A 20,203-nucleotide genomic window follows, 5' to 3' on the forward strand; every position below is an offset into this window, starting at 1 on the left:
AGTCTTAATCTTCAATAGTTTGTATTGCTGGTTTACTAGAAACTTTTTCTTGTAACCATTGAAATAATATAAATAGGATAGGAATTACAAAGACTCCTAAAATGGTTCCAATAAGCATTCCTCCTGCTGCTCCTGTACCAATCGAGTTGTTTCCTTCTGCTCCAACACCATTTGCTAATACTAATGGCATTAATCCTAAAATAAAGGCAAACGATGTCATTAAAATTGGACGCAAACGCGCTTTTGCTCCGTGGATGGCTGCATCAACAATACTCTCGCCATTCTTTCGTCTTTGTAACGCAAACTCGACAATAAGTATAGCGTTTTTAGCGAGCAATCCTATAAGCATGATTAGAGCTATTTGGAAATAAATATTGTTTTCTAGGCCTAAAAACTTAGTACTTATATACGCGCCAAATACACCAAATGGTAATGATAGTACTACTGCAAATGGCAGTAAATAACTTTCGTATTGTGCACTTAATAAGAAATACACAAACAGAATACTTAATATAAAAATGAAGGTGGTTTGGTTTCCTGCATTCACCTCTTCACGTGTTAAACCAGAATAAGCAACGGTATAATTGTTTGGTAGTTTTGCTACTTCTTCCTCAATAACCCTAATAGCATCTCCAGTACTATATCCGTCGTTTGTGGCACCAGTGATGCTCGTAGAATTAAATAAGTTGAAACGCGTAACCGATTGTGGACCATAAACACGTTTTAAATTTACAAACTGTGTAATTGGCGTCATTTCTCCTGTATCTGTTCTCACATACATACTGTTTAACGCATTTTTATCTGCTCTGTCTTCTGGTAATGCTTGTATGTATACCCTAAATTGTTTTCCAAATCTAGAAAAATCGGACGCATAAATTCCACCTATGTAGCCTTGCAATGTGGAAAAGATGCTAGTTATAGAAACTCCTTTTTCTTTCGCTAAAGGCACATTCACTTCCATTTCGTATTGAGGATAATTCGTATTAAATGCGGAGGTTGCGTATTTAATTTCTGGATGTTGCATTAAAGCCATGGTAAAGTCATTCTTAGCTTTGTCCAAATCCGAAAACTCCCCTCCAAATTTATCCAATAAATTTATCTCAAAACCAGCTGAGTTACCAAAACCACGAATACTTGGGGGTGAAAAGAAAATTATATTAGCATCTGGAATAGTAGCAGCTATACCAAATAATTTTCCGGTAATTGCCTGTGCTGAAAGTGCGTCGTCTTTACGTTCGCTCCAATCTTTAAGTTTTATAATACCAAAACCAAAATTACTGCCTGTTCCACTAATTATACTTCTGCCTTTAATAAAGTTAACTGCTACAATACCATCAATACCTTCTATTTTGTCGTATAATTTTCTTGAAACAGCATCTGTTCTATCCAAAGAAGCCCCTGGTGGCAATTCGATATTTGCGAAAATAATCCCTCTATCTTCATTAGGTACAAAACCTGTTGGGGTTGTTGTTGATGCCCAGAAAATACCGACAATAGCAATGATCAATAATAAAACCGAAATAAATTTCTTTTTGTATAAAAACTGAAGTGAGTTCCCATATTTATCTATTGTCGCGCTAAAGCCACGATTGAATAATGTATAAAAACGTTTTAATGGACTTTTTCCTTTTAGTTCTTCGTCTTCCTTGTGTCCTTTTAATAATAGAGCACACAACGCTGGACTTAAGGTTAGGGCATTTACTGCAGAAATAAGGATGGCAATAATTAAAGTGACACCAAATTGTTCATAAAATACACCTGTTGGGCCCGTTACAAATGTTACCGGAATAAATACCGCGGCCATTACCAAGGTAATTGATATAATGGCTCCAGATATTTCGTTCATGGCGGTTAAGGTTGCTTTTTTAGGATTGTGTTCACCGCCGTCCATTTTAGCATGAACCGCTTCAACAACAACAATAGCATCATCTACCACAATACCAATAGCAAGCACTAATGCGAATAGGGTTAATAAGTTGATGGAATAGCCGAAAATATTCAAGAAAAAGAATGTACCAATAATAGAAACTGGCACTGCAATTGCAGGAATTAACGTAGAACGGAAATCTTGTAAGAAGAGAAATACCACTAAGAATACCAGTAAAAATGCCTCTAACAATGTTGTTATTACTTTATCAATCGACGCATTTAAGAACAAACTAGTGTCGTACGGTACAAAAATGTCTAAACCTGCTGGAAGGTCACTTTTAACCGATTCCAAAGTAACTTTAATGTTCTCTATAATTTCTTTGGCGTTAGAACCTTTTGTTTGAAAGATTCCCATAAACACAGCTGGATGACCTAAACTCATCGCGTTAGCCGCGTAAGATTGGGCATCTAACTCAATAGTTGCAACATCTTTCAAACGTAAAAACTCACCATTTCCTAATGCTTTAATTACAATGTCGCTGTATTGGCTTTCGTCTTTAAAACGCCCGCTATAGGTCAATGTATAAGAAAATGACTCTCCATTATTCTGGCCTAAAGAACCAGCCGCTGCTTCTAAATTTTGTTCTGCTAATACGGCAGAAATATCTGAAGGAATTAAACCGTATGAAGCTAATTTTTCTGGATTTAACCAGATTCGCATTGCATAATCTTGTTGTGAAAACACGCTAACATCTCCAACACCGCTAATACGTTGCATTGCAGGAATAACGTTAATTTTTAAGTAATTCTGAATAAACGTAGCATCGTAATCTTCGCTTTCAGTATACATAGAGATAAACATTAACGCACTAGTTTCTTGCTTTTGCGTTGTTACCCCAGTTTGAGTAACCTCTTGAGGTAATAAAGGAGTTGCTCTTGCTACACGGTTTTGCACGTTTACAGCTGCAATATCTGCATCTATTTTTTGATCAAAATATACCGTAATTTCAGCAGCACCTGTATTGGATGCGGTAGACGTAATGTACGTCATACCTTCCACTCCATTAATTTGTTCTTCAATTGGAATAATGACACTTTCCAAAACTGTTTCTGCATTTGCTCCAGTATAATTTGCAGTAACTTTAATAGTTGGTGGTGCAATATCTGGGTATTCCTCTATAGGTAAGCTAGTAATACTGATAATTCCTAGTAATACTATGATAATAGAAATTACTGTTGAAAGAACGGGTCTTTCAATAAATGTTTTTAACATGACTACTATTTTTGTTAGTTGTTGACTAGTTCTTAAATAAGGTTGCTACTGGTTTAATGGCATCTTCAAAAGAAGTTTCTTGAGGTGTAATGACCATTCCGTTTCTTAGTTTACCAACACCAGAAACAATAATTTTATCATTAGTGTCTATACCAGAGTCAACAACATATAAGTTGTCTACTGTTCCTTTTATTTTTACAATGGCAGTTTCTACTTTGTTGTCGGCACCAAGTTTAAATATCATTATGTTTCCTTGTTGCTCAAAAGTGGCAGTTTGAGGGACCACTACGGCATCTTTATATTCTATAGGAAATCTTATTTTACCGCTGTTTCCATTGGTTAAAATTTCGTTTGGATTGTTAAAAGCTGCTCTAATTTGTATGGTTCCGGTATTTTGATTTACTTGACCTGTACTAGTTTGTATACGTCCTTTTTCTGAATAAATTTTACCGTTAGCTAAAACCAAACTCAAATCTGGTGAATTTTTAATGCGTTCTGCTTTACTTTTCCCTTCAGATCTCAGTAAATGGTCTATGTATTGCGCTTCGTTGAAACTAAAAAACGCATATACTTGGTCAATTTCGCTAACTGTGGTTAATGGGGTTGCATCACTTGGACTAATTAATGCACCTTCTCTAAAATTTATAGAACCAACATAACCATCTATAGGGCTTTTAATAGTTGCGTAACCAATGTTTGCAGAGACACCGCTATAGTTAGCTTTAGCTTGTGCTAAATTAGCTTTGGCCGTTTCTAATTGCACTGAGCTAATAATATTTTTTTCTACAAGAGGAATCAATTTATCTACTTCTACTTGGGCTACATTAACACGGGCTTTTGCCGCTCCGGCATCTTGATTTAAAGACTGTGTTTCTAATTTAAATAACACTTGTCCTTTACGTACTTTTTGACCTTCGTCAACTAATACTTTTTCAATATATCCTGATGTTTTAGCTCTTACACCACTGTTTACCCTTCCTTCAATAGAGGCAGGATAATCTATATACCCTGTTACTGTTTTATGTTGCACTTGAGAAACTGGAAAAGTTGCAGGTGGGGCTGATGTAGGTTGCGTTGCACTTTTATTACCACAAGAGGATAGTATGGTTGCGATGCCTATTAAGATTATTGTTGTGATTCTTTTCATTTTAATAGATTGATAGAGTTTTGTTAAGGTTTTGTTAATTCGTAATGTTCGGTGTCAACCGAACTATTGAGTTAAATTTTTTTAATTCTCGAGTTTTGACAATTGTGCTATAGTTTCTTCAAATGCTTCTTGATTTTTCTCTAGGCATTTCATATATGTTTTCGTCTTTACTTGGTTCGCTTCAAATTTTTCGAGATTGAATGTTCTGTTATAGGATACTACTTTCTGAATTATTCTAGATTCGTTTTGTACTTTTTTAAGTGCCTGTTCCAATTTTTTAATGAAAAAAGTGTTTTTATCAGCTATCTTGAAATATCTTTTTCTATCCCCAGATTTGGTAAAATAACTAACCATACCCAGCTGTAATAACAAATTTAGCGATGTGGAAATAGAGCTTTTGCTAGCACCTCTTTTTAGCAAACATTCTTCAAATGTTAGCCCAATTTCATCTGTAAGAATTAGAGTAGCGAAGATTCTAGCCGCTAAGGGAGGTAAAGAGTATTCACCTTCAAAGTGTATCCCCAATTCCTCTATTAGCTCTTTTCTGTGCTCTTCTTTATTCATTTTATAAGAATTAAGGCGCAAATATAGTGTTAGTTCGGTTAAAAACGAACCAACGATATCGTTAATTTTTAGTTAATTAAAAATTGACTTCTTTTCTTAAGACATTTATTTGGCTAGGACACCCTCCTTTTCCATAACAGGTATAGGCCCTATATTGGATTCGCTAATAGCGTATTTTTCAAAAGTGAAGCGTTTTTCATAAAGTTTGTCATCAGCAAAAAAAGTAACAAAAAATTCATTGTTAAATGCTAATAGATCTTCCTGTAACATTTCTATTTTTCTATACTCCTTGGCAGGGATATCTCCCAGTCCATGACGCATGGTAGATGTTTTTCGTTCACCTTCGAATCCGTTGGAGACCGCTATGACCGCTTCAATTACAGTGTCCCTATCATTAATGATATAGGCATTCCAATTTTTTTCCAAGAACTCATCATTCCATTCAGGTATAATGGCCACATGTACATTCTTTGCAATCGGAATTTCTATATCTTTTTTCACTTGGGCGTTAAATGTTATATCCACCTTCCAGTCTGCATTGCTGGAAAAATTTTATTATTCTCTTTTTTAAAGTCGACCCTAATTCAATAAATGAATATATTACTACTGGTTTCTTAGCACTATTGTAAATTTAAAAAGCGCTTTTGAACTGCTCTAAAAAGCGCACGTCATTTTCACTTAAAAGTCTAATATCAGATATTTGATGCAGTAAGAGCGCAATTCGATCTATACCCATACCAAAGGCGAAGCCCGAATATTCATTGGCATCGATGCCACAATTGGTTAGTACGTTAGGGTCTACCATACCACAGCCCATAATTTCCAACCAACCAGTTCCCTTAGTCATTTTGTAATCGGTTTCTGTTTCCAGTCCCCAATAAACATCTACCTCGGCACTAGGCTCCGTAAATGGGAAGTAGGATGGTCTAAGCCTTATTTCTGATTTTCCGAATAGTTCGGTGGTAAAAAATTGTAGCGTTTGCTTTAAATCTGCAAAAGAGACATCCTTATCTATATAAAGACCTTCTACTTGGTGAAAAAAACAATGCGAACGTGCAGAAATGGCTTCGTTCCTGTACACCCTTCCTGGTGAAATGGTCCTGATCGGAGGTTTATTATTTTCCATATACCGTACTTGCACAGATGAGGTATGTGTACGCAATAAAATATCAGGGTTGGTTTGTATAAAGAATGTATCCTGCATATCCCTGGCCGGATGGTATTCCGGAAGGTTTAGGGCAGTAAAGTTGTGCCAATCATCCTCTATTTCAGGCCCCTCGGACACATTAAACCCAATACGGGAAAAGATGTCAATGATTTGATTTTTAACTATAGAAATAGGATGACGCGTTCCGAGTCCCAAGGGTTCTCCAGGTCTGGTTAAGTCTCCATAAATACCTTTTTCCTCCCTTTTGTTTTCAAGGGCCTCCTTTAGAGTATTTACCTTTTCGGTGGCAACGGTTTTTAGTAGGTTTACGGTTTTTCCAAACTCCTTTTTTTGCTCGTTCGGGACGTTTTTAAAATCTGAAAAAAAATGATTGAACAACCCTTTTTTTCCTAAGTATTTAATTCGGAATGCCTCAATGGCTTCTTTATCGGTAGAATTAAATTTTTCTACCTCTAATATATGTTCCTTTATTTCCTCTATCATGGTAAATGCTTGGCTTGTCTTTCCTAAAAATAGGAACCACAAATTTAAAACTTTTATGCCAAGCGGCGAATAGATTTTGCTGAAATAAAAAACGAGCCCCATTGATCAATGGGGCTCGTATAATTTTATGCAGGTATGCGTTCGCTTAGAACCTTTTGTTTTTGTTTGATATAATTGGTACAAGCTTGAAAATTATCGAATATATTCTCTTTGGATACCAAATCGGGAATGATATCAATTCGTTCCATCATATATCTTGGCTGATCTAAAACATCCACGAATAGTACTTCAATATTATCACGTCGCAAATCTACTAGAATATCCTCCATGGCGTATAGTCCGGACTGATCCATATATTGCATTCTATCCATCCTAATAATAACTGTGGATGCGGATTTCGGTATTTGTTTGGCAAGTTGTTGAAAATCGCTCGTAGAACCAAAAAATAACGGACCTTTTATGTGCTTAATAAAAACACTTGCTTTAAGGCTCTCAGGGAAACTGTCCTCATCAGCCCATGCTTTTTCTTTAAGCAAAGGCTTCACATCGGAACGTTCCGCCGTTAGATCGCCCATTTTTTTCATAAAGATTAGGGATGCAATGATAAGACCTATACCAACCGCACTCACCAAGTCCCAAAATACAGAAAGTATTAATACCAAAATCATAATGGCAACTTCACTTTTTGGCATGGCTGGTATGGCTTTTAATCCTTTGTAGTCCATAACGCCAATACCTACAGTTACCAAAATACCAGCTAAAACAGCTGCCGGAATTTGTGAGGCAACCGGACCTAATGCCAAAAGGATTATTAACAATAATATGGCGGCTATTGCTCCGGACAAGCGAGTTTTTCCTCCTGCATTAATATTTACAACGGTACGGATGGTAGCTCCAGCTCCTGGAATACCTCCAAAAATGGATGCCACACTATTTCCAATTCCTTGGCCTAATAACTCCTTATTGGGGTTATGCTTTGTTTTGGTCATATTATCCGCAACAACTGAGGTTAATAAAGAATCTATGGCACCAAGTACTGCTAGGGATAGGGCTGCAAATAAGTATGGCGATATCTGCGCCAATTTAAAATCTGTGAACATTTCGAAATGTGGCATGGGAAAGCCACTAGGGATTTCTGCAATAGGCCTGTAATCCAGATTAAAGACAAAAGCTGCACCAGACACCGCTATCAAGGCTACCAGGGTGCTGGGCACCGCAGTAGTGATTTTCTTGAATCCAAAGATTATGATAATGGTAGATAAGGCCAGTATAAGTTCTAGCCAATCTATATTTGCAAGTGCCCTGGGTAATAGTTTTACCGTACCCAAAACAGATTTGGACTCATTGCCCGCCAAGGTCTTTGCTTCCGTTAAAATGTTGTCCTCACTTACCTCTGCGGCCCTTTTCTGGGTTTCGGTAAAGTCTTCCAATACCAAGTAACCTTCGCCAGCCTCTTCCTTCAAGATTTTTTCCAAAAGCACTTCTTCCGCTAAAGGGGTATATCCTGAAACATATTCATTATCCTCTTTGGGATAGTAACCTATGGCTGGTAGAATTTGGGTAATGATGATGATAACCCCGATTGCGGTCATAAAACCGGAAACAACGGGGTAGGGAATGTATTTAATGTATTTTCCAATACCTATAACACCCAATACAATTTGAAGTAGACCTGCCAACAGAAAGACCAGAAGGATAGAGGGCAGTGCCTTTTCCAAATCACCATTATTTACGCCTACAATTCCTGCAATGACCACTAAACTAACGGCGGTCATGGGAGCTGTAGGGCCACTAATTTGGGTAGCTGTACCTCCGAATAAGGCGGCAAAAAATCCTATAAATATAGCACCGTAAAGACCAGCATCAGGACCAAGCCCAGAAGAAACCCCAAAGGCAAGAGCCAAGGGCAAGGCAACTATTCCAGCAGTTATCCCACCAAATAAATCGCCTTTTAAATTTGAAAATATATTTTTCATTTTAATATTTTTATTTTAATTACAGTTATTGTCAATTCAATGCACCAAATCTAATGACGGCAAACCGTTTTAGAGTTGTGCAATGATTGGGACATTTTAAAATTAATTAATGTCTTGTGAGTTTAATCCGGTTTACACCATTGTTGGCCCCGACTTAATCGAGATGGTAGATTTCCATTATGTTTTTTAGGATCCCTTCAAAATCTATTTTTAGATCTATCAATTTTCCAGTGTGTATATCGAAAACCCAGCCATGAACAGTAAGGTCGCGATCCCTAGCGGCTTTTTGTACAGCGGCCGTCTTAATGAGGTTAATACATTGTTCTTGTACGTTTAATTCTACCAGACGATCATATTTTTGCTCTTCGTCGGTTATGGCGTTAAGTTCTTTAGCATGTATTCGGTATACATCCCTAATATTTCTTAACCATGGATTTAAAATGCCCAAATCGGCCGATTGCATAGCTGCTTTTACACCTCCACAGGAATAATGGCCACAAACAACAACGTGGTTCACTTTTAGATGTTCAACGGCATAATTAACCACGGACATGACATTAAGGTCAATGCTAATAACCATATTGGCAATGTTTCGGTGTACAAAGACCTCTCCTGGTCCCATGCCCATAAGCTCTTCGGAAGTTACCCTACTATCCGAACATCCAATATAAAGTATTTCCGGACTTTGTCCTTTGCCCATCTCGTTGAAAAATTCCGGATTAACCGATAATTTTTCTTGAATCCATTTTTCGTTATTCTTAAAAACTTGATCTAGTTTTTTCATCTTTTATATTTTTTTTAGCATGATAAGCTATTTTCCATTCCACAGATATTGACCGTATTGTCTTTAATTATTGGGCGAATCTTTCGTTTTGTCCCAAAAATTTTCGAGACATGTGTTAAATGGTAATGACTTATTTATGCGTTTTATTATCTAAATTATTTTATATAAATTTTAAGTGAGCTATGTGCATACAATTAATTACACCCTAATCTTTAGCGATAGAATTAATTGTAAATCACTTGGGGAATATGTTTTTTGCTGGTCGTTTGAGTCCAGTATAGCACATCCTTAAAACTTTCGCTTGTTAAATTAGTGGATATATTGGTATTGGGCATAAATTCCCTTGAAAATTATACCGTAAAATATATCAAATGTAAAGTAAGGATTACTAGGAAAGGAATTCCGGGGGAGGAAGATTAATATCCAATATATAATTGGAAGAGCCCAATAAATATCTGGAATGGGCTACTTTTTTATTATTTACTAAAGACGAAAATATATCTTCCGTATTATTATATAAAATGTGTTTTTCAGCAACGTACTTATTAACTGAATTTTGATTTTCCTCTTCGTTTAAGTTAGATACTATAATTACAGTATTATCACCAATTATGGTAATAATAGCAGGGGCTACAATGGCAAAAACCCAGAAAAACAATAAAAAATAGAGGCAACTTTTCTTCATATATACATTGAATGGTGCGAATATACTAGTATTACTATTATAAGACTGTTAAATAATTTTTAAAAGTCTTTTAGTTCCTTAATATCATCTGCCAATAACCATCCAGTTTTTCCATCTTCTATTTGAATTTTTTTCCAGTCATTTAATTGTTCAAGTACATGCACCTTAGAACCGGCATGTAAAGTGAATATGGCTTGACTCCTGTTATTAGGTTCGGATTTTATACCAACTTCTTCGGCAAAAACAATGGCGGGTTGATCGGATTTAAATTTGGAGTATTGAACATAGGCTAGTATTACCGCAATGATGCTTATTAAAAGAAAAATGAAGCTGCTGATAAAAGCTATTCGTTTTTCGGTTGAAAATTTAAAATAATAAAAGCCAATATAACAACAGACAAAGAGCATCATAAAGACAATAGCAACGTAGGCCCATTGGTCAAATGTGAGTTTTGAAGTTAGCTGTTTATATATTTTTGAAATAGTAGTTTGTGGTAGAGGTTCAATGGCATCCAACGTCATATTTTGAGCATATGCCAGATTGTTCTTAATATCTTGGTCATTGGGTTTCAACAATAATGCCTTTTCGTAATAATAAATGCTAGGCGCAATATTATTGAGCTTATAATATGTATTACCCAGATTGAAATAGAGTTCTGCTGAATGTTCCCCGCCCTCCAGGATCTTTAAATAATTGTCAGCAGCTTTGGTATATTCCCCTTCATTATAAGAGGCAGTAGCTTGGTCAAACAGTTGTTGGTTCTGCGAAAAACCTAAGCTGCATACCAAATAAGCCAAAATAGTTAATGCACGTACCATAGCTTAAATTTGTTTATCCAATTGTGAAATAACCTCACTGGCTTTATTGTAATCTTGTTGCATTTGTACTTCAGAGAAAGGACTATATCTGGCCATTTCACAATTCTTAAGTAATCCTACAAATCCTTCATGAGTTGCTTCGTCTACATTTTTTTCATTTAGTAAAGTGGTGATTTTGTCCTTGCTAAATTCAAATGTCTCTATTTTGAGTTTTGCCTTCAAATAATTGTGCAATGCCTTTTCTAGGGCCACGTAAAATGAGTCCTTGGAGCCTAGTGCTTTTTTTGCAGCTGATAAATATTTTCTAGCCAGTTTATTGGCGCGTTTAATTTTGTTTCCTTCTACGTCACTTGCAATGGCTTCTCTTTTTTTGCCAAATAGTATGGCAATTGGAATTAGTAAAACAGGAAGTAACCACCAAAGAAAAAAGTTGGTTGAGCCAAAAAAGTATTGGCTGCTTATAGTGCTAAGGTTTGGCCTTAATTTATTAAATACAAATTGATTTCCTGTTGCCACCACTCGTTGTTTGTTGCTGGTGACGGATCCAGTGTTGTCCGATGCCCCGCTGATTGGTCCTTCCAATACATTTATCAGAATTTCTCCAGAATTCAAAGTTTGATATTTTTCAGTCTTGGGATTAAAAAAACTAAACGCTATACTGGGAATGGGATACTTTCCTCTGAATGTTGGTACTACAGTATAGCTATTGCTGACATTGCCTTCCATTCCGGATAGATTGGTGCGAACACTTTCGTTGAACTCCGGCTCATAAACTTCCAAGGAACTAGGTAGGTTTAATTCTGGAATCTCGAATAATTTCAAGTTTCCTTTTCCACTAATGGCAACTTTGGCCTGCAGGGACTCGGAGGCGTTTAAATGAGTCTTACTGGTGGTTACCGAAAACTGAAATTCTCCTACGGCACCACTGAAATCTGCTGGTTTCCCTTCGGTTGGCAATGGCTTAACATTAATAGTCCTATTGCCAGCGGATACGGTTTTGTTGGTTTGGGCAAATATTCTACCTCCAAAAAAATCGCGTTTGTTAGTGGGTACCTGTAAACTTACATCCAGGGAAAGGGGTTCTATTTCCAATTCGCCCGTTTTTTGTGGATATAAGACTACTCTTTTTAGGATTACCGATCTATATGTCTTGCCATCATAGGTGGTATTCTGAATATCATATTTGGTGACTGGAATATCCTGACTCCAGAAATTGTTATATTTTGGATTATCCAACGCCCTAAAATTGGTCACATCTATGGAAGGACTGGCGTATAATTTATAAACCACGGTAACCGCTTCATTTAGATAAGGGCTGGTTTTGGATATTTCGGCTACCAAATGTAGGCTTTCGTCGGCCACATCGTCTACTGTTTTTTCTCCGTCCGGTCTATCAACAGCTGCGGTAACTTCCACCTCTTTGGGTAGGGATTTATAGGTTTCGCCCTTGATGACAATAGTGGATTGTTTAATGGTGAATTTTCCCCTAGCGGTAGGTGCTAGAGTATAGGTATAGGTTTTGGAAAAACTTCTAACCCCGTTCACCCATGAGGAGCTAATGGATTGTGATGGACCCATAAGCACCCTGAACCCCTCAAAATCCGGGGGCACAAAATTATCCCCATCCCTATTCATGCTAAAGTCCACTCTTAGACGTTCGTTAATGCCCAGCACATCCTTGCTGAGATTCATTTCGAAGGTAACGGTTTCATTATCCTGGGCATTTAAAAATATGCCAAGGAATAACAGCGAAAATAATGATATGTATCTTTTAATATTCACGTGTATTACCAGTCTTTTTCATTTTTAATTCTTGTTCCTTTTACTTTTTGAGCATCAATTTTTTCCTGTACTTTTTTCTCTTCGTTTTGCATTGCCTCTAGCAAATTTTTCACCTGTTGTGGAGACAATTGGCTTGGCCTTGGCTGTTGTTGCTTTTGATCTTCTGCCTTATATGGCTCGTCGTTTTGCTCTTCATTATCTCCTTCACCTTCTTTTTTGTCTTCTTTCTTTTCCTCTCCTTTATCCCCGTCTTCCCCCTTGTCGCCCTGATCTTCTTTTTGGTCGCCTTTATTGTCTTTGTTCTCGTCCCCTTCTTTTTTGTCTTCGTTTTGGTCCTTTTGATCTTTCTTGTCGTCCTGGTTCTGGTCGTCCTTATTTTGATCGTTTTTTTGCTCTTCTTCCTGTTGCTTTTTCAGCATTTCCTTGGCCAAAGCTAAATTATAACGGGTTTCCTCATCCGTTGGGTCATTTCTCAGGGCCTCTTTATAGGCATCTACCGCTTTTTGGTATTCTTTGTTTTTCATAAAGACGTTACCCATATTATGGTAGGCCTTGTGTTTGTCTTTTTTGTTCAAAGCATTTTCCCCAGCCTGTTTAAACCGTCCAAATGCTTCGCTATAAGTTTCGTTTTCATAATAGGCATTTCCCAAATTATATGGAGCAATGCTATTTTCGGTACTCTTGGAGATTGCCCTCCTATAATTGGCCTCGGCATTAACAAAATTGCTTTCAGAGAGATCCTTATTTCCCTCCCAAGTGTAATTGGTGGCAATTTTAATTGATTTTTCTTTTTCCTTATCTACTTCCTGTGCATGGACAAGGCTTCCGATTAAAATGATGATATATACAATCTTTCCCATATTCCTTCTTCGTTTATCGCTCGTTGAACAGATTCAATTTTTTCAACCATTTGGTTTTTCTATCCAAGATAAAAATGTCTAAAAATAAGAATAAAAGACCTGCGCCCAAAAACCATTGGAATTGATCTTTGTATTCGGCAAATTGTTTAGCCTCAAATTCTTTCTTGTCCATCTGGTTCAATTGTTCCTTGATGATGGCAACGGCTTCTTCGGTGTTTTCACCATTTATGTAAAGCCCATTACCTTCATCAGCTATTTCTTGGAGCACTTCTTCATTTAATTTTGTAATGACTACTTCTCCTTGGTTGTCCTTTTTTAGGCTTTCAACAATGCCATTCCTTTTAAGGGGTATTGGTGCGCCTTTGGTCTTTCCAACTCCAATGGTAAAAACCCTTATTCCTTCGTTGGTTGCATCCTCAACTGCATTCGCGACCTTGCCTTCTGAATGATCTTCACCATCCGAGATTATAAATAGCACCCTATTGGTTTGTTCTTCGTCGTCATAATAGGTAGATGCCAATTCAATAGCCTGGTCTATAGCTGTTCCTTGGGAGGAGAGCATATCGGTGTTCATATTTTGCAGGAACATTTTGGCGGCGCCATAATCGGTAGTTATGGGTAATTGTGGAAATGCCTGACCGGCATATGCTATGATTCCGATCCTATCACTAGCCAATTGATTGATAATTTCGGAAACCAGGCGTTTAGCCTTTTCCAGTCTGTTGGGGGCAATATCCTCCGCCAACATACTTTTGGAAACGTCTACGGCAAACACAATGTCTACGCCTTCCCTTTTCACTGTTTCTAACTTCGTACCTATCTTTGGATTGACCAATGCCATGGTCAAAGCGGCAATTCCCAATAATATAAAGATTAATTTCAAACTTGATTTAAAGTTAGACCTTTCTGGAGTCAGTCGCTTTAAAAGAGCAAGGTCTGCAAATTTTCTTTGTGTTCTTTTTTTCCAAAATTGAAGAAGCACAAAAAGGAGTACCATCACCGGAATGATGGATAGCAAGTATAAATATGATTTTTCGTCTAACTGAATCATTTTGTATTCTTCATTTTTAAATCAAAACCCCTTTGAGCCCAGTAAATTTTAGATAAAACTCTTAAATAAGGTAATCCTTGCCAGCCATTCCAACAAGAGCAAAACTCCTGCCAAATAGATCCAAGGCCTAAATTTTTCTTCGTATTTATAATACTTGAATTCCTCTACTTCGGTTTTTTCCAATTTATTTATTTCGTCGTATATAGCTTCTAATTTTTTGTTGTCAGTAGCTCTGAAATACTGCCCTCCGGTTGTTTCTGCTATAGATTTAAGTAGGTCTTCGTCTATTTCTACTTCCCTCATACCATATCTGAAGGATCCATCGGCATTATAGGCTATCGGGGACATAGCATTTCCATTGGTCCCAAGACCTATGGTGTAGGTTTTAATCCCGTATTCAACAGCTAGTTCTGCAGCGGTTTGGGGCTCTATAAAACCTGAATTATTTACACCATCCGTAAGCAAAATAATGACTTTACTTAGCGCCTTACTTTCCTTAAGTCTATTTACTGAAGTGGCCAGTCCCATGCCAATTGCTGTTCCATCATTTAATTGTCCATAAGTTATTTCGTCCAGCGCCCTTAAAACGATAGACTTATCGCTTGTGATGGGTGTCTTGGTATAACTTTCTCCGGCATAGGCCACCAATCCGATCCTGTCGTTTGGCCTTTCATTAATAAAATCGGCTGCAACCTTTTTAAGTGCTGCCAACCTGTATGGCTTTAAATCTTTTGCAAGCATACTGGAGGAAACATCAATGGCCATAACAATGTCTATTCCTTTAGTGGTCTTGGTTTTGGTGGAAATATCTTCGGTCTGTGGCCTGGCTAGTGCCACAATGATAGCAGCTAAAGCCAATAGGCGCATAAAAAAGAGCGCATGTTTTAATTTGGGTAAAATGCTGCCTTTGGAAAATCCCTTAATACTAGAAATTTTTAAGGAAGCGGTTTGTTCCCTTCTTTTAAAGAAATACCAAAGCATTGCCACTGGCAGTAATAACAACAACCAGAAAAACTGTGGGTTCGCAAAGGAAATATTCTCAAACATTTATAAGGTCGTTTTTACTTCTACTGAGTTCAAAATTCGGTCTACAATTTGTTCTGCATAGGTATCGTCTGACAACCATGTCAAGATAACATTTTGTTGAAAGCCTTTACCTCCAAAGAATAGGACCACATAATTCCCAGATATCAATTCTTTGGATTCAGGGACGGCAAATTTCCCGCTACCGTAAAGTTTAATTCCTTTGACTCCTGTCAAAGTTGTAAACTCCTCTTGTTTGGTAGTGATGTTTTTGGCACCTTGGGCCTCAAAATTTTTCAAGATCTGCTCGGAAGCCTTATCAAGATCTGGATCTTCTTGTTGCGCCAAGGTAATAGAGGTGGTACCTATAGTAAATAGTCCAATAGAACTCCTATAAGCAAAAGCCTGCATTTCTTTTATAGTAGCCTGGGCTTCCGGAGGCAATTTTATAGCTTGTCGCAATAAGACTTTTGGAGTCTGTAGACTTACTGGGGGAAAACCATAATCGCTCTGTACCCATTCTCCCTCCAACAATTCTTTGGTGGGATGGCCCAAAACGGTGTCCTTGACATATCCAAATCCGTAATAGCCTATAGCTGCGGCTGTGGAAAATAATAGCACAAGAACAGCAGTTACTGCCGCAATAATTATTTTTTTCTTGTGTTTCTTTTTTTCTAATTCTTCCAAATACTCCTCACGTTGCAATAATTCTTCCTCTGTGGGTTCGGGAATGGCCTCTTTTGTTTTTATGACAATTTGTTCTACAGATTTCCTATCCTGCTCTGCTACCGAGTTTTCAGGTTTGGATTTTGCAAATTTCACCAAATCAGAGGTTTGTAGCACTTTTTTAAACTGTTGAATGGTTTCATTATCCAGTTTAAGTTGGCCGGCATCCTTCATCATTTCCAATTTGTCTATTAATTGGTCTGTGGTGCTTTCAAGCGCGGTTACATGAACATCTTCCTCCAAATAAGACCTTACAATGTCGGTTAGCTCGGAATAGTAGGATTTATAATCGTCCTGTATTAAATACTTTGATTTTTCCAATTCTTTCAACCCTAAAATAGCCCTGTCAAAAGGAGGTAATAAAGCTACTTTTTCTGCATCGCTCAATGCTTTTTTTCTAAAAACGAACCAATACAAGGCGGCACCTGCTACTAACAAGATACCTAATATCCAAAGTAGGATTTTCCAAAGACCCCCATTAGTTTTTTCCACATTGATCAAGGGTTTTATGTCGTACATCTTCTGCGCCAAAGTATCAACTGGAATGGTAGCGACATCAATTTTCACGGAATCTGTAAAAAACGGTTTTCCGTTTACCATAATCTGTTGCCTGGGCAGGGTGTAGGAGCCGGAATCAAATTGGGTGAGGGCGTAGATTTTTTGCAGGGTCATCCTGTCCAATTTTTTAACGGTATCGGTCTTTAGGGCCTCTACGGTTTCCAAAGGGGAAAAGGTCTGTCCTTCAGGGAAAATTACCTGGGCAGTAGAATCCGTTTCTACGGTTACTTTAAAATTTATCTGTTCGCCAATCTTTATATACGTGGTATCCACCTCCGACTTAATGGTGGGAGAATTCTGTGAAAATCCTTGTGCCGTGGCAAAAAGTAGGCACAATGCAATATATCGTATAAAATACGAACAACTATTTTTAATGCTCAAATCTAAGTTCCTCATTTAAATCAACCTCTTCTCTTAAAATAGCCCAATAATTTTTTAACATAACTTTCATCAACCCTACAACTTAACACTCCACATCCAGATTTGGTAAAAGTATCCTGAAAATAGGCAACCCGCTCGCTGTAATGTTTGGCATAGGCCATCCTAACTTTTTTGGATTGGGTATTTACCAATTGAATTGCGCCTGTTTCTGCATCCTGCATTTGTACCATCCCTATATTGGGGATGTTTTCCTCCCTTTCATCAAATACCCTAATACCCGTAAGGTCATGTTTTTTACCGGTGATGCGCAATGTTTGGAGGTAATCCTCAGTAATAAAATCCGAGAGCACAAAAACAATGGCTTTTTTCTTCATTACGTTGGTAAGGAATTTTAAAGCAGCACCTACATTGGTCTCGGTACTTTTTGGGGAAAATTCCAACAATTCCCGTATAATTCTAAGGGCGTGACTTTTTCCTTTTTTTGGCGGAATATACAGCTCCACTTCATTGGTAAATAAAAGAAGTCCAACTTTATCGTTGTTCTGTAGCGCAGAAAAGGCTAGAGTGGCGGATATTTCGGTAATAATTTCCTTCTTAAACTGATTGGTGGTACCAAAAAGTTCTGAACCACTTACGTCTACCATTAGCATCATGGTAAGTTCCCTTTCCTCCTCAAAAACCTTTACATAAGGCTCGTTATAGCGTGCGGTAACGTTCCAATCTATAGACCTTACATCATCGCCAAATTGATATTGACGCACTTCACTAAAGGTCATACCCCTTCCTTTAAAGGTAGAGTGGTATTCCCCACCAAAAATATGGTCGGAAAGACGTCTCGTCTTTATTTCAATCTTGCGAACTTTTTTTAATAATTCCTTGGTATCCATTTTCAGTTTGCAGTTTGCAGTAAAAAGTATTCGGACACATTGTTTATCGTACTAAGACCGATGACTGTGGACCGATAGCTGTAGACTGATTAAGGTACTTCAATTTCGTTTACAATCTTGTTTATAATTTCTTCCGAAGTAATATTCTCGGCCTCTGCCTCATACGTAATTCCAACTCTGTGGCGTAAAACATCATGAATAACGGCCCTTACGTCTTCAGGAACCACATAACCCCGCCTTTTAATAAAGGCATAGCATTTGGCAGCTACCGCTAAATTAATACTACCCCTTGGTGAAGCACCAAAACTTATTAAGGGTTTTAGACTTTCTAAATTGTATTTTTCAGGGTATCGTGTAGCAAAAACAATGTCGAGTATATATTTTTCAATTTTCTCGTCCATATACACATCGCGGACCGCCTTTTGGGCACTTAAGATCTGTTGAACAGTCACCACAGGTTTTACCTCTTCGTAATCACCTTTAAGATTTTGGCGAATAATTAGTTGCTCCTCACTAAGTTTGGGGTAATCTATAACGGTCTTCAGCATAAAACGATCCACCTGGGCTTCCGGCAATGGATAAGTTCCTTCCTGCTCCACGGGGTTTTGGGTGGCCATAACCAAGAAGGGTTTGTCCAAAATAAATGTTTGATCGCCAATGGTCACCTGTTTTTCCTGCATGGCTTCAAGAAGTGCCGATTGCACTTTTGCAGGAGCACGGTTAATTTCATCCGCTAAAACAAAATTGGCAAATATGGGGCCTTTCTTGATAGAGAAATCATTGAGCTTCATATTGTAGATCATGGTTCCCACCACATCGGCAGGCAAAAGATCTGGTGTAAATTGTATTCTGCTAAAACTACCTTGAACAGCTTTGGCCAAGGTATTTATTGCTAAAGTTTTTGCTAAACCGGGAACACCCTCAAGTAGAATATGACCCTGGCCCAAAAGTCCAATTAGCAATCGTTCTATCATATGTTTTTGACCAACTATTACTTTATTCATTTCTAAAATAAGTAGGTCTATAAAAGCACTCTCTTTGGCAATTTTCTCGTTCACGGCGCTGATATCTACCGAAGTATTTTCTTCCATATAATCCTGTGTTTTTTTTTGTTTAATGTGGTTAACTCCAAAAGTGGGTGCAAATTGAAAATTTATTTAGTTATTGGCTGTTAATGTATGGTTAAAAGTTAAGCAATGGGTCCAGTTTTGTGAACTATTTAAGGGAATTATTCATAATTTCACAAACATATGAAAAATAAAACATCTTATTCCAAAATCATTGCAGGGACAATGACTTGGGGTAATTGGGGTAAAAAGCTATCTGTTGGGGAGGGGGCAAAATTAATTGGTCATTGTTTGGATCAGGGAATTACCACTTTTGACCATGCGGATATCTATGGTTCTTATAACAACGAATTGCTTTTTGGAAATGCCTTTACCTCTTCTAACATAAGCCGTGATAAAATACAGCTGATCAGTAAATGTGGAATTCAAATGGTTTGTGAGGAGCGCAAAAACAGCGTTAAGCATTATAACTATTCCAAGGATTATATTATTTGGTCTGTTGAGCAGTCCCTTAAAAATTTAAAAACGGATTATTTGGATATGTTGTTATTGCATAGACCAAGTCCTTTGATGTGTCCTGGGGAAATCGGGGACGCTGTACAGCAATTGAAAAAAGAGGGTAAAATACTTGATTTTGGGGTGTCCAATTTTACACCTTCCCAAGTAGAGTTGTTAGAAACTACGGTAGAGGTACAATCCAATCAATTGGAATTTTCCTTAACGGCCAATGAAGCCATGAATAATGGAGGGTGGGACGATTGTATTATCCATAAAAGAATGGCAATGGCCTGGAGCCCGTTGGGGAGTTATTATCGGGACAAGAATAAGCGTAGCAAGCGCATAAAAAAAGTATTAAAACAATTAAAGAAGAAATACCAGGTAAATGCGAGTCAGCTCTTATTGGCATGGATTTTTACGCATCCGGCGGCAGTACATCCCGTAGTAGGGACCACAAATCCCAAGCGGTTGTCTGATGCAATGAAAGCAACGGAGATAGATCTTGAGCAGGAAGATTGGTTTATGTTGTTAGCGGCCAGTATGGGGGAAGATGTGCCTTAAAGTTAGGCTACCTGTATAATGAGAAACAGTATTTAGAACTAA

General features: G+C 37.6%; 17 protein-coding genes. 1 reads left to right on the forward strand and 16 read right to left on the reverse strand.

Annotated features, from left to right (window positions below; genetic code table 11):
• Positions 1–4 precede the first annotated feature (4 nt).
• The 16 genes from CWD90_RS06640 to CWD90_RS06715 all read right to left on the reverse strand — a co-directional run bounded on the left by CWD90_RS06640 (position 5) and on the right by CWD90_RS06715 (position 19,126).
• Positions 5–3,142 carry an efflux RND transporter permease subunit gene (locus CWD90_RS06640; protein ID WP_103475159.1) on the reverse strand — a complete coding sequence of 1,046 codons (3,138 nt, stop codon included), beginning with the start codon at positions 3,140–3,142 and terminating at the stop codon, positions 5–7.
• 25 nt (positions 3,143–3,167) lie between these two features.
• Positions 3,168–4,289, reverse strand: a complete 1,122-nt coding sequence (locus CWD90_RS06645; RefSeq protein WP_285901299.1) for an efflux RND transporter periplasmic adaptor subunit — start codon at positions 4,287–4,289, stop codon at positions 3,168–3,170.
• An 81-nt stretch (positions 4,290–4,370) separates the two neighbouring features.
• On the reverse strand, positions 4,371–4,853 hold the full coding sequence (locus CWD90_RS06650) for a GbsR/MarR family transcriptional regulator (protein ID WP_103475161.1): 483 nt from the start codon (positions 4,851–4,853) through the stop codon (positions 4,371–4,373).
• A gap of 105 nt (positions 4,854–4,958) precedes the next feature.
• A complete protein-coding gene (locus CWD90_RS06655) occupies positions 4,959–5,354 on the reverse strand; it encodes a hypothetical protein (RefSeq protein WP_103475291.1) in 396 nt (131 codons plus the stop codon).
• A 130-nt stretch (positions 5,355–5,484) separates the two neighbouring features.
• On the reverse strand, positions 5,485–6,504 hold the full coding sequence (gene pheS / locus CWD90_RS06660) for a phenylalanine--tRNA ligase subunit alpha (RefSeq protein WP_103475292.1): 1,020 nt from the start codon (positions 6,502–6,504) through the stop codon (positions 5,485–5,487).
• A 125-nt stretch (positions 6,505–6,629) separates the two neighbouring features.
• Positions 6,630–8,480 (reverse strand): SulP family inorganic anion transporter, encoded by a 1,851-nt coding sequence (locus CWD90_RS06665; protein ID WP_103475162.1) that lies wholly within the window; start codon positions 8,478–8,480, stop codon positions 6,630–6,632.
• Positions 8,481–8,634: 154 nt separating this feature from the next.
• Positions 8,635–9,264: a carbonic anhydrase gene (locus CWD90_RS06670; protein ID WP_103475163.1), complete on the reverse strand. Its 630-nt coding sequence runs from the start codon at positions 9,262–9,264 to the stop codon at positions 8,635–8,637.
• 388 nt (positions 9,265–9,652) lie between these two features.
• Positions 9,653–9,949 (reverse strand): hypothetical protein, encoded by a 297-nt coding sequence (locus tag CWD90_RS06675; protein WP_103475164.1) that lies wholly within the window; start codon positions 9,947–9,949, stop codon positions 9,653–9,655.
• A gap of 59 nt (positions 9,950–10,008) precedes the next feature.
• A complete protein-coding gene (locus CWD90_RS06680) occupies positions 10,009–10,767 on the reverse strand; it encodes an SH3 domain-containing protein (RefSeq protein ID WP_103475165.1) in 759 nt (252 codons plus the stop codon).
• Positions 10,768–10,770: 3 nt separating this feature from the next.
• On the reverse strand, positions 10,771–12,549 hold the full coding sequence (locus CWD90_RS06685) for a BatD family protein (RefSeq protein ID WP_239986477.1): 1,779 nt from the start codon (positions 12,547–12,549) through the stop codon (positions 10,771–10,773).
• Positions 12,550–12,554: 5 nt separating this feature from the next.
• Entirely contained in the window at positions 12,555–13,409 is an 855-nt protein-coding gene (locus CWD90_RS06690; RefSeq protein ID WP_103475166.1) for a tetratricopeptide repeat protein, read from the reverse strand.
• A 13-nt stretch (positions 13,410–13,422) separates the two neighbouring features.
• On the reverse strand, positions 13,423–14,460 hold the full coding sequence (locus CWD90_RS06695) for a VWA domain-containing protein (protein WP_103475167.1): 1,038 nt from the start codon (positions 14,458–14,460) through the stop codon (positions 13,423–13,425).
• A gap of 48 nt (positions 14,461–14,508) precedes the next feature.
• The gene (locus tag CWD90_RS06700) at positions 14,509–15,507 is read right to left on the reverse strand and encodes a vWA domain-containing protein (protein WP_103475168.1); all 999 of its coding nucleotides are present in this window, start codon (positions 15,505–15,507) and stop codon (positions 14,509–14,511) included.
• Positions 15,508–17,163, reverse strand: coding sequence for a hypothetical protein (locus CWD90_RS06705; RefSeq protein WP_103475169.1), 1,656 nt, complete (start codon positions 17,161–17,163; stop codon positions 15,508–15,510).
• 5 nt (positions 17,164–17,168) lie between these two features.
• Positions 17,169–18,035: a DUF58 domain-containing protein gene (locus CWD90_RS06710; protein ID WP_103475170.1), complete on the reverse strand. Its 867-nt coding sequence runs from the start codon at positions 18,033–18,035 to the stop codon at positions 17,169–17,171.
• A gap of 89 nt (positions 18,036–18,124) precedes the next feature.
• Positions 18,125–19,126 carry an AAA family ATPase gene (locus CWD90_RS06715; protein WP_103475171.1) on the reverse strand — a complete coding sequence of 334 codons (1,002 nt, stop codon included), beginning with the start codon at positions 19,124–19,126 and terminating at the stop codon, positions 18,125–18,127.
• A 159-nt stretch (positions 19,127–19,285) separates the two neighbouring features.
• Here CWD90_RS06715 and CWD90_RS06720 point away from each other — a divergent pair, with 159 nt between their 5' ends.
• Positions 19,286–20,161: an aldo/keto reductase gene (locus CWD90_RS06720; protein WP_103475172.1), complete on the forward strand. Its 876-nt coding sequence runs from the start codon at positions 19,286–19,288 to the stop codon at positions 20,159–20,161.
• Positions 20,162–20,203: the final 42 nt, after the last annotated feature.

It is taken from the genome of Arenibacter catalasegens (genome assembly GCF_002909235.1).
GTDB lineage: Bacteria > Bacteroidota > Bacteroidia > Flavobacteriales > Flavobacteriaceae > Arenibacter > Arenibacter catalasegens.